Genomic DNA, 11,653 nt, shown 5'->3' with positions numbered 1-11,653 from the left:
TCGGAATGATGTTATTAGCCAGATGGTGGTTTTCACTCTTACGGCCAGAAGCGTTACTTCTCCAAAGCGGATGATTTTCTGGTTTATGACACCTGGCGAAATGATGCCGGACAGGGCGTGTATTTTTTCGTTGATGAATGCCATTTGACCATGCCAAAAGGCGGTACTGATACAGCATTGAAAGAATACCTCTCAATGCACCGCCACTATGGCCATGACATCATGCTATTAACTCAGAATTTCCGTAAAGTTGATCCTGATGTGCGGGATATGGTGCAAAACTGCTATTTCTGCACAAAGCTGAGCTTTCTCGGCAAGGATGAAAGTTACGTTGTAAAAGTCGCGGATGGTGTAAGCCGCAACATTATCACCACCCATGAACGCCACTACGAAGATAAGTATTTTCCGGCATACCAGAGCCACACCAAAGTACAAGGCTCGGTTCAGGAAGCTGAAACGGTTGATGTTGTGAAATGGCATCAGCGTTGGACTACCAAAGGTACAATAATTTGCTTTGTACTGGCTGCGCTTATTATTTTCGCTAACTTTTCACGCGATGATAAAAAACCGCCTGAAACGGCTCAGAATCAATTATCTCAGCCCGCCCCTGCTCCGGTGTCAAATTCACAGCCACAATCTCAACCTGCTCAGCCACAGCAGCAAAATTCACCGCCTAATGATAAAAGCAAAGGCTCTCACCCTTTTAATGGCGTTGATTTGCACATTGCAGGCTTTTATCAGGATTGGGATCGGCGTGGCAACTTTAAAAAAATTCTTTACTTTACTGTTAGCCGCAACGGTCAGGTTTTATCAGAGATCACTAACGCCGATTTAGCCCTTGCTGGTTACGCTGTTGAGGTAATGGCCGATTGCATTGCAAGAATAAGTTATGGTGATAGCTTTCAGCGTTTTGTTATGTGTGACTCTCCAACTGTCTCTATTGATACCGGCATAGCTGCGAATCTGGAATAATTTAAGCGCGGAAAGGGGCCCCCTATGGGGGGAAAGGGTTCCGCGATTAAATTGCAGCGAGCAGCGACCGGAGGAAGCCGCGCAGCGGGAACCAGCGCCCTTTTGGCACCGCCTTTGTAAAACCGCGAAAAACTAACCTGAATTACAATCCGGCGCCGGTTCGCGCCCTGCCGAACCACAGCCGCGCAGCGGCACAAAAGCCGTGGCGAAGCCACACATTAAGCCAGCGCAAGCTGGCCTACAGCAGCGAAGCTGCATAAAAAAGCGCAGCGTCTCCCCGAAGTCTCCCAGCGAAGCGGCCTTTTCAGGCCGTAGGCCGTCGCAGGCGCAGCCTGCGTTTCCCCTCTCCCGCGCGCAGCGCGTCCCCCTCTCGGGCGCGTCTCCGCGCCCCGCGATTTTTCGGGCACACTAAGCCCTAAAAAAACAACTTATCTATGGTTTTTTGCTCTGGGGGGTGTTTGGGCGGGGGTAGACTACAGTAATAGTCTACTCTTGTTTCATTTTGAAACAAAACTGGCCATTTTCACCGATTCCGACCGCTGTTAGAAAAGATACAAAAAAGCCGCTTTTATTGAAGCGGCTATGAACCATTGTAAGACTTTGATTAATAAGGATTTATGTTTAACATAATTCTCTCATTATGAGCTAAACAAGTTCACCAGGCTTTACTCCGAGCTCTCGGCATCATTCAGAGATATCATCTTTCTATTGAGTTGCAAATACGCTTAAGATTGCTATATTTTTGTTAACCAAGCGTAATGAGGAAATCTAATGACTCGCGAGCATGCTGAATATCAAGTAGCACATTCGTCTGGTGCAGAAACTATGGCAGCAATGTCAGTTAACATCGACTATACCAAGCTATTTGCTGTTATCGTTGCTGCGTTACTGACTGCCGTGTCCATTCTGTTTATTGTCGGAATTTTTATTATGCAACTGGCGCTGCGCTCATTTGAACAGTCAATGACATTAATGATGCATACAAACGATACCATCCCGGCTGCAGTAGTTAAATCATCACTGACCGGGCTGCAAGCTTCCTCGACTAATCAATCACATCATCTGCAAGCGGGAAACGAAGGATGTGTTTTTCCCGCAGATAACGGTGCTACAGTGGATAAACCAAAGTCGGATAATCAGCACTAGCACGCAGATTTGCGCACTAACATAGGACTACACATCACAAGCCCTGCCTTGTGTAAATACTCGCCACTCAGCTGCAAAAACAACCAGAAAATGTCAATAAACCCTATACTGACACGGGCTTTATACCTACTTGTTGGATTTGGCCTTTATCATCAATCTGACGTACCGTTAGCAATAACTGGTCGAGTCTAACCTGATCGCCCACCACCACCCGGCGGTGAAATTTCTGCGTAATATAATCGGCCAGGCTGAGATTTTGGTCCTGATCTTTGAAATCGATGGTGTAAAACGCGTCCAAATCCCGTAATGAAATATTACCGTTAAGTACAAAGTCACCAAAGAAATTACTGTTATCGAGGATGCTTTTATCTGCATCGCTGGCGAGCACTTCGCTCAGTTTTTTCACATGTTTAAGTGGCGCCAGCACCATGATGGTGTCGCCATTCGCAATAGCGGGATCCTCTGCTGCCTGCAGCCATTCTCCATCGCGTATTAAGCCCAGATACTGTACTGGTAAAGTAATAGCGAGTTGTTGCCACTTTAAGGTGAGCACCGGCGAGTTGCTGGTTACTTTATAGGCCAGTACTTCCATCACTTCTTTTGCCGGAATCGCATCCAAAGGCATCGCCTGGTCGGGCTCTAATTCCGCCGGTACCTCTAGCTTCAACCAGCGAGCTACCGGGATCAAACTCCAGCCTTGCAGCAATAACGATACGATAACTACGACAAAGGCTACATCAAAATACAAATGTTCATTGGGCACGCCAGCCAACCATGGAAACAACGCCAGAATGATTGGTACGGCGCCACGTAAGCCAACCCAACTGATAAAAAGCTGATCTTTGGCCGGAAATTTGAACGGAATTAAACAAATAAATACAGCCAGCGGTCTGGCGATAAAAATGAGTACTGCGGCTAGTAATAAGGCAGGCCCAAGGTGTTCCAACAAATTGGTTGGTGAAACTAATAACCCCAACATTAAAAACATACTAATTTGGCTGATCCAGGCTAAGCCGTCATGCATCCGCAATATATGAATAATCTGCGGTAGTTTGGCATTACCCACGATATAGCCCATCAGATAGACGGCGAGAAAACCACTGCCGCCGAACGAGTTCGTTAAAGCGTAGATCACAACACTGCTGGCGACTGCCAGCAGTGGGAAAAATGCAAAGCTCAGCGGTAGCTTACGGCACAGATAAACAAACACCCTGCCCGCTGCGTAGCCCATGGCGCCGCCAACCAGAGCTTGTTGCATAAAACTGACCAGGACAAACCAATCCAGGCTCTGATCATTTGCCAGCAATGACACTAATGTCAGGGTGAGCATAATCGCCATCGGGTCATTACTGCCAGATTCGATTTCTAAGGTTGAGGCTACCCGCTCTTTAATTTTTAAACGCTGTGACTGAAAGATCGAAAATACGGCAGCCGCATCAGTCGAGCTTAAAATTGCTCCTAACAACAATCCCTCAACCCAGGATAAATTGAGTAAATAAGCAGCTGCCACACCTACTACACCACAGGTCAGCACCACGCCAAAGGTAGCCAGCATGGAAGCTGGTGCCAAAGCTACCCGGAAACGCTCCGGATGCGTGCGCATGCCGCCATCAAACAGAATAATCACCAGTGCGATGGAGCCGATTAAAAACGCAGTTTGCGGATTGGAAAATTGGATGCCCCCTATGCCATCTTCACCGGCAATCATGCCGACCAGCAAGAATACCAATAGCATAGGAGCGCCAAGCCTTGCGGAGATCAAGGTGGCGATAATACTGATAAAAAACAATAAAGCACCGGCCAATATAGCCAGGTTAATTCCATCCATCGACGCTATTCCATTACTAAGATGCTGCCGGCTATATGGCAGCTGTTCTGAAGTTAAGTTATTGTGTCGAGCATAGCGGATGAACACCGGTTTGTTCCAGTGTTCAGCCCGCTAATATTACAGCGGTTACTAGTGACGAAGTGAGTTAATAATTTGCGTCAACGCCGCCAAAGGATCCGCGGCCTGAGTAATTGGGCGCCCGATTACCATATAATCAACACCGGCATCACGTGCTGCAGCGGGTGTCATGACTCGGCGCTGATCATCTGCCACACTGTCTGCCAGCCTGATCCCAGGCGTCACCAGCTGTAAAGCCGCGCCGAATTGCTGCTTCAACAATGCCGCTTCCTGAGCAGAACACACTACGCCATCCAGCCCGCACTTAGCGGTGAGGCCTGCGAGTTTGATGACCTGCTCTGCAGGCGTCAAAGTTATGCCTAACTCCGTCAGATCACTTTGTTCCATACTGGTTAATACGGTTACTGCAATCAATTTGGGGGCCTTAGCGCCAAAAGGTTGCAGAGCGTCTTTTGCAGCCAACATCATTCTACTACCACCGCTGGCGTGTACATTCACCATCCAGACTCCGAGTTCTGCTGAGGCTTTAACGGCCTTGGCGACGGTATTGGGAATGTCGTGGAATTTTAAATCTAAAAAAACTTCAAACTGGCGCTGTTGCAGCTGTTGCACAAACTGTGGACCGAAATGGGTAAACATCTCTTTGCCAACTTTTAAGCGGCACAGAGTAGGATCCAGCTGACTCACCAGATTTAAGGCATCTGCCTGCTTATCAAAGTCTAACGCGACGATTACGGGCGAACTACAAGACATGACATTTCCTTCAAGGGTTAACGGCCATCAATACCGGCAATAGGTTCTACACTTTCCCATTGCTGACAAGATGGACAAAGCCAATAGGGTTGGCGGGTTTTAAAGCCACAACTGCGGCAACTATACAGCGCCTTACTATCAAGATAAGCATTAACCAGTCCCGCTACCGATTCCAGTACCTCGCCAGCCATGGCTGATTGTTGTTGCCGTAACTGCAAAAGCTTCTGAAACAACCGGATATTCGGTTGCTGTTGCAGTTTTTGCAGCAAATACTGCTCGGCAGCACTAAGCGATTGATGCTCGGCAAGCCAGTCAGTTAGTAATAAGCGGGCACTGATATTCTGATGTTTATCTGCCAGTTGCGCCAGTAACTGCTGCCACTGTTCTGGCTCCAGCTGACATTGACTGAGTAGTGGTAATAAATCGGCACTCCATTGCGGTTTCTGTTTCAAAATACTAATAATGGCGCCGTGCGCAGTGGCGGTATCCTGTTTGGCTAATGCCAGCTTTGCCAGCGCGAAGCGTGGTCTGATGGCTTGCGGGTAATCTTCAGCTAACTGACTAAGGCTGGCAATGTCAGGCTGTTGCTCTAACTGCTGCACCTGCATATTCGCCAGCGCAATCCGTAATGAACGGGATTGCGTTTGCGCCACTGCCGGGCTTAATGCAACGGCCTTATGCATTTCATGGGTGGACAGAAAAATACTAAACAGCTGCTTTAATGCGCCTTCGCGCAATTGTTCATTTTCAGTTAGCGGTAACAGTAATTTTTCGGCGCGGTCAAATAAGCCGGCAGCGTAGTAATCTTTTGCCAGCTCAAACTGGATCTGCTGGGCTTTGACTTTAGGTAATTTTAGCTGGTGCAGCTTTTCGTGGATTTTTATCGCCTTATCCCAGTCACCTTTACGCCGGAATAAATTAGCCAGTGCCAGATAAGTATCAATGGTCGCGGCTTCAACGTCTAACAACTCTAACAGCTGTTCGATGGCTTTGTCTTCTTGATCGGTGAGCAGGAAGTTTAAGCCGGAAGACAGATTGCGCGCAATGTCTGCCCTGCCCTTAAGTTCCTTAGTTTTAAGGCTATTTCTACCCATAAACCAGCCGTAAGCGGCGGCGACAGGAAGTAACAGAAATAGCAATTCAGGCATAGGGTTTAGGCTTTATCAGCAGTATTACGAAACCAGCCCCGGGTTTTACGTTGTAACGCAAACAATGCGCTAAAGATCAGGCCGAGCAGAATACCCGTGACCAGAAAAATCACGGCAACATCAATTACCCGCAAATCAAGCTTAACTACCAGCAGGTTTAACTCGGTAAGTTGCTGATTAGTGGAGCCGAGTAAAAAGCCGAGTAATGCTACAAGGAGAATAAATACAACAAAAACCAGTCTACGCAACACTCAGCTCCGTTAAGTTTGCAGTTAAAAGGCAATGCTTATCAGGTGTTATCTTTTACCCGATCCCGCAGCTCTTTACCTGGCTTAAAGTGCGGTACATATTTACCGTCCAATTCCACTTTGTCGCCGGTTTTTGGATTACGGCCAACGCGTGGTGCACGATAATGCAGTGAGAAACTACCAAAACCCCGGATTTCAATACGTTCACTGGAAGCCAGCGATTGTGCCATTTGCTCCAGAATTTCTTTTACGGAAGCTTCAACATCTTTGACCTGAATATGGGGGAAACTGGTGGCAAGTTTTTCAATTAATTCAGATTTGGTCATAGACCCTCCGGCATACCTGCTTAAGGAGAAAGCAGGAGGCACAGGCCCCCTGCTTCACTGGCATTTTAGTCCTGCTTTTGAGCAGCTTTAAATGCTTCAGCCATAGCGTTCACACCAAAGTCAGCATCTTGTTGCTTGCTGTTGATGGTATCCATAGCTTCTTTTTCTTCAGCTTCAAACTTGGCTTTGATAGACAGGCTGATTACGCGGTTCTTACGATCCACGCCCATCAGACGGGCTTCAATGGCTTCGCCAACTTTCAGCGCTGTAGTAGCGTCTTCAACGCGATCACGTGAAATATCAGACACGCGAACGTAACCTTCAACACCACCTTCTAACATCACAGTAGCGCCTTTAGCGTCAACGGCCGAAACTTCACCTTTAACGATAGCACCTTTTTTGTTGTCAGCAAGGTAATCATTGAACGGATCTTCATCCAGTTGCTTGATACCTAAAGAGATACGCTCACGCTCTGGGTCAACTTGCAGTACAACAGCGTGTACTTCGTCGCCTTTCTTGAATTCACGTACTGCATCTTCGCCGGTAGAGTTCCAGCTGATGTCAGATAAGTGAACCAGACCGTCGATGCCGCCGTCCAGACCAATGAAGATACCGAAGTCAGTGATAGACTTGATCTTACCGCTTACGCGATCGCCCTTGTTAAAGCCCTTAGCGAACTCTTCCCATGGGTTAGCTTTACACTGTTTCAGGCCTAAAGAAATACGACGACGTTCTTCGTCGATTTCCAGAACCATAACTTCCACAGCATCACCCAGGTTAACAACCTTAGATGGGTGGATGTTCTTGTTGGTCCAGTCCATTTCAGACACGTGAACTAAGCCTTCTACGCCTTCTTCGATTTCTACGAAGCAGCCGTAATCAGTCAGGTTAGTGACGCGACCAGAAATTTTCGCACCTTCTGGGTAACGTGAGGCGATAGCTGCCCACGGATCTTCGCCCATTTGCTTCAGGCCTAAAGATACGCGCTGCTTCTCGCGGTCGAATTTCAGTACTTTTACTGGAATTTCGTCGCCAACATTAACGATTTCGCTTGGGTGCTTAACGCGCTTCCACGCCATATCAGTGATATGCAGTAAGCCGTCTACGCCACCTAAGTCTACGAAAGCACCGTAGTCAGTCAGGTTCTTAACGATACCCTTAACTTCCATGCCTTCTTCTAAGTTTTCTAACAGCTGGTCACGTTCCTGGCTGCTTTCAGATTCGATCACGGCACGACGTGATACCACCACGTTGTTACGCTTCTGATCCAGCTTGATAACTTTGAATTCCAGCTCTTTGTTTTCTAAGTGCAGGGTGTCGCGTACCGGACGTACGTCAACTAATGAACCAGGCAGGAAAGCACGGATGCCATCAACTTCAACTGTGAAGCCACCTTTAACTTTACCAGTGATAACACCGATAACGGTTTCTTTATCTTCGCAAGCTTTTTCCAGGCGAACCCAGGCCTCATGGCGCTTAGCTTTTTCACGAGATAATAAGGTTTCGCCGAAACCATCTTCGATAGCGTCTAAGGCTACGTCGATGATGTCACCCACGCTAACTTCGATTTCGCCGCTCAGAGATTTGAATTGCTCAACCGGGATGGCGGCTTCTGACTTCAGACCAGCGTCAACCATGACGACGTCTTTCAGAACAGCAACAACAGTACCTTTAACGATGGCACCTGGGCGGGTTTCGATGGCTTTGAGGCTTTCCTCAAATAATAAAGCAAAATTTTCAGTCATAGTCACTTTTTCAGTTAAGTGCTCCACTTCACATCTTGTGTTATGGGGTTGCTAAATTTACCAGTAAGCGTCCGTGTTACTGGCTGTCCAACATGCAGCTTTGGCCTGGTTCACGGGTTGTGCACGGGCAATTTGCCTTGCACCACCTGCAGTACCTCTTGCAGCACTTGTTCAATGGTTTTACCGGTCGAATCCAGCATATAGGCATCTGCCGCCGGTTTTAGCGGTGCCGTAGCGCGATTGGTATCCCGATCGTCGCGGGCCTGGATTTCGCTTAAAAGGTCGCCGATGTTAACATCAAAACCCTTTTGTTTCAACTCCAAAAAGCGCCGATTGGCGCGCTCTTGCGCGGTGGCGGTTAAAAAGATTTTAACTTCTGCCTGCGGGAATACAACCGTTCCCATATCGCGACCATCTGCGACCAGGCCTGGCTGTTCAGCAAAGGCGCGCTGACGGCGTAACAAGGCTTCGCGCACCGTCGGTAACGCAGCAATTTTCGATGCCATTTCAGCCACTTCCTGCGTACGGATACTGTGGCTTACATTTTCGCCTTCCAGAATAACCAGCGTGTTACCGGCTTCGTCACTGGTAAACTGCACATCTAAATGCGCGGCCAATGGTTGTAGTGCGGCTTCGTCGGCAGCATCGATTTGATGATGCATTGCTGCCAGCGCCAGAACCCGATAAATGGCGCCACTGTCGAGTAACTGCCAACCCAGCTGCTGTGCAACTAAGCGGCTGATCGTGCCTTTACCCGCGCCACCTGGGCCATCTATGGTAATAACTGGTGCATTAAGTGGCATCCTACCCCCTGAAAACAGATTAATCGGTAATGAAAACGGCGCACATTATACAGCTTTTTATGACAAAAGCTGTGTTTAACTGCGTTGATTAAACAGAAAACGCGTAGCCAGTTTGGTTACGCGTTCTTGACGGGCCGGGCTAAGCGCTATTGGCTAAGCTGTTGAAAAACATCAAAATATTTCGGAAAGGTTTTCGCGGTACAATCCGGATCTTCAATGGTGACCGGCGTATCACTTAACGCGACCAGAGAGAAACACATCGCCATCCGATGGTCATTATAGGTGGCAATGCTGGCATGCTTTAGCTGTGTCGGTGGCGTGATTTTCAGATAATCTTCGCCTTCTTCTACCTCAGCCCCCACTTTTCTTAGCTCTGTTGCCATCGCTGCCAACCGATCGGTTTCTTTAACCCGCCAGTTATAAACATTGCGGATCACCGTCGGACCTTTGGCAAACAACGCCGTGGTGGCAATAGTCATCGCAGCATCCGGAATGGCGTTATAATCACGGTCAATGCCAGTTAATTGGTTACGGGTGACGGCAATATAATCACCGGCCCATTCCACTGTGGCGCCCATCGCCGCCAGCGCATCGGCAAAGTGAATATCGCCCTGCACCGCATCTTTACCAATGCCGGTAACTTTAATGGTACCACCTTTAATCGCCGCGGCGGCCAAAAAGTAGGACGCCGATGACGCATCGCCCTCAACCAGCCAGTGGCCCGGCGAGCGGTAATGCTGGTTACCCGTTACCAGGAAGCGCTGATATTGCTGATTTTCAACCGTGACGCCAAAGCGTGCCATCAGAGCCAGCGTGATATCAATATAGGGTTTAGAAACCAACTCGCCGTCAATCAGGATCTCGCTATCGCCGTTAAGCAGTGGCGCCACCATCAACACCGCCGTTAAAAACTGACTGGAGATACTGCCATTAATCCGTATCGTACCGGCGCTAAGGGGTTTACCTTTGATCCTCAGTGGCGGAAAACCATCCTGCTCCAGATACTGAATATCGGCATCCAGTTGGCGCAGTGCATCGACCAGATGGCCGATTGGCCGCTCATACATCCGAGGTTCGCCCGTTAGCGTCACATCAACATTAGACGCAGCCAAAGCCGCCGTTAACGGCCGCATCGCGGTGCCGGCGTTACCCAAAAATAACGTCAGCGCATGCGGATGATGAAACAAAGCACCCAGACCCTGTACGTCGCATTCGGTACGACAAGCTGATAACTTATAACTGACGCCGAGCGCCGTTAAGGCGTTCAGCATATGCTTAACATCATCGCTGTCGAGCAAGTTAGTGATGCGGGTCGTGCCTTCGGCCAGTGCCGCTAACAGCAGAACCCGGTTAGAGATACTTTTCGAGCCGGGTAAATGCACTTCACCGGCTACTTTCGAGATAGGTTGCAGAGTTAGGGTTTTCATCCGTGCACCCTCTCAAACTCCTGCATAAAGCTGACCAGCGTCTGTACGCCCGCCAGCGGCATTGCATTATAAATACTGGCGCGCATACCGCCGACCATACGGTGCCCCTTTAACGCCAGCAATCCATGTTGCTCGGCTTCGGTTACGAACAGATCGTTTAAGCGCTCATCGGCCAGGAAAAACGGCACATTCATCCAGGAACGGTATACCGTATCAACATCGTTGCGGTAAAAATCACTTTTATCGATAAACTGATACAGCGTCTGGGCTTTTTGTTGATTTAACTTAGCCATCGCCGCCACACCGCCCTGCGCTTTTAACCATTTAAACACTAAACCGGCCAGATACCAGGCATAGGTTGGTGGCGTGTTAAACATGCTGTCATTTTCAGCGGCCAGGCGGTAATCCAACACCGCCGGAATGGCGCTGTTGGGCGCCGGCAACAAATCTTCGCGGACTATGGCCACGGTCAAGCCTGAGGGGCCGATATTCTTCTGCGCGCCGGCATAGATCACGCCGTAGCGGCTGACATCCAGTGGCCGTGATAAAATCGTCGAGGACAGATCCGCAACTAACGGCACTGTGGTTTGCGGTAAGGCCGAAAACTCGAGGCCATCGACGGTTTCGTTCGGGCAAAAGTGCGCATAGGCCGCAGCTGAGTTAATCTGCCAATCTGCTGGATTGAGTAAACTACGGTTGCCATCGGCGTTCTTAACGCGGATATCCTGCGCTCTAACTTGACCAAACTTAGTCCCTTCCTCAACCGCTGCGGATGACCAGGCACCAGAGACAAAATAGTCGGCACTTTGACCGCTCTTTAATAAATTAAGCGGCACGGCAGAAAACTGGCCTCGGCCACCACCGTGCATAAACAAGACCTTGTAGTTGGCGGGGATGGCCAGTAAATCGCGCAGGTCTTGTTCCGCGTCAGCGGCAACTTTAATAAAAGGCTTACTGCGATGGCTCAGCTCCATTACTGAGCAGCCCTGGCCTTGCCAGTTCACAAATTCCTGCTGGGCTTGTGCCATTACTTCAACAGGCAGCATCGCCGGGCCAGCGCAAAAATTATAGGTTGTCATGGTTAGATCTCACTTTCGTTGCGTAATTTAAAACTGGCCTTAGTTGTTCTTTCTTGTTCTGCCTAAAAGAAAACGAGCGCCAAAGCGCCCGTTTTCTAAA

11 protein-coding genes are annotated in these 11,653 nt (G+C 48.9%); 2 read left to right on the top strand and 9 right to left on the bottom strand.

Annotated features, from left to right (window positions below; translation table 11 throughout):
• Nucleotides 1-78 precede the first annotated feature (78 nt).
• Together AAY72_RS02550 and AAY72_RS02545 are read left to right on the top strand one after the other, a co-directional pair.
• A complete protein-coding gene (locus tag AAY72_RS02550; protein ID WP_082628923.1) occupies nucleotides 79-972 on the top strand; it encodes a zonular occludens toxin domain-containing protein in 894 nt (297 codons plus the stop codon).
• A gap of 771 nt (nucleotides 973-1,743) precedes the next feature.
• A complete protein-coding gene (locus tag AAY72_RS02545) occupies nucleotides 1,744-2,118 on the top strand; it encodes a hypothetical protein (RefSeq protein ID WP_057785466.1) in 375 nt (124 codons plus the stop codon).
• Between the two features lie 103 nt (nucleotides 2,119-2,221).
• Here the strand turns inward: AAY72_RS02545 and AAY72_RS02540 are convergent, their stop codons facing one another.
• The 9 genes from AAY72_RS02540 to serC all read right to left on the bottom strand — a co-directional run bounded on the left by AAY72_RS02540 (nucleotide 2,222) and on the right by serC (nucleotide 11,553).
• Nucleotides 2,222-3,946, bottom strand: coding sequence for a potassium/proton antiporter (locus AAY72_RS02540; protein WP_008983547.1), 1,725 nt, complete (start codon nucleotides 3,944-3,946; stop codon nucleotides 2,222-2,224).
• Between the two features lie 129 nt (nucleotides 3,947-4,075).
• On the bottom strand, nucleotides 4,076-4,777 hold the full coding sequence (pyrF, locus tag AAY72_RS02535; protein WP_008983548.1) for an orotidine-5'-phosphate decarboxylase: 702 nt from the start codon (nucleotides 4,775-4,777) through the stop codon (nucleotides 4,076-4,078).
• A gap of 17 nt (nucleotides 4,778-4,794) precedes the next feature.
• A complete protein-coding gene (locus AAY72_RS02530) occupies nucleotides 4,795-5,871 on the bottom strand; it encodes an N-acetylglucosaminyl transferase (RefSeq protein ID WP_231728879.1) in 1,077 nt (358 codons plus the stop codon).
• Between the two features lie 59 nt (nucleotides 5,872-5,930).
• Nucleotides 5,931-6,176, bottom strand: coding sequence for a DUF1049 domain-containing protein (locus AAY72_RS02525; RefSeq protein WP_162098366.1), 246 nt, complete (start codon nucleotides 6,174-6,176; stop codon nucleotides 5,931-5,933).
• Between the two features lie 38 nt (nucleotides 6,177-6,214).
• Nucleotides 6,215-6,499, bottom strand: coding sequence for an integration host factor subunit beta (gene ihfB / locus AAY72_RS02520; RefSeq protein ID WP_008608519.1), 285 nt, complete (start codon nucleotides 6,497-6,499; stop codon nucleotides 6,215-6,217).
• A gap of 65 nt (nucleotides 6,500-6,564) precedes the next feature.
• On the bottom strand, nucleotides 6,565-8,244 hold the full coding sequence (rpsA, locus tag AAY72_RS02515) for a 30S ribosomal protein S1 (protein WP_008983551.1): 1,680 nt from the start codon (nucleotides 8,242-8,244) through the stop codon (nucleotides 6,565-6,567).
• 110 nt (nucleotides 8,245-8,354) lie between these two features.
• Nucleotides 8,355-9,047 (bottom strand): (d)CMP kinase, encoded by a 693-nt coding sequence (gene cmk / locus AAY72_RS02510; protein ID WP_008983552.1) that lies wholly within the window; start codon nucleotides 9,045-9,047, stop codon nucleotides 8,355-8,357.
• Nucleotides 9,048-9,193: 146 nt separating this feature from the next.
• The gene (aroA, locus tag AAY72_RS02505) at nucleotides 9,194-10,474 is read right to left on the bottom strand and encodes a 3-phosphoshikimate 1-carboxyvinyltransferase (protein ID WP_057785464.1); all 1,281 of its coding nucleotides are present in this window, start codon (nucleotides 10,472-10,474) and stop codon (nucleotides 9,194-9,196) included.
• The gene (gene serC, locus AAY72_RS02500; protein WP_057785463.1) at nucleotides 10,471-11,553 is read right to left on the bottom strand and encodes a 3-phosphoserine/phosphohydroxythreonine transaminase; all 1,083 of its coding nucleotides are present in this window, start codon (nucleotides 11,551-11,553) and stop codon (nucleotides 10,471-10,473) included. Before serC ends, aroA begins: the two co-directional genes overlap by 4 nt.
• Nucleotides 11,554-11,653: the final 100 nt, after the last annotated feature.

This window comes from Alishewanella sp. WH16-1, from assembly GCF_001441695.1.
Classification (GTDB): Bacteria; Pseudomonadota; Gammaproteobacteria; order Enterobacterales; family Alteromonadaceae; genus Alishewanella; species Alishewanella agri.
Note: the sequence above shows the minus strand (reverse complement) of the source record. Positions and strands in the feature narration are given on the sequence as shown.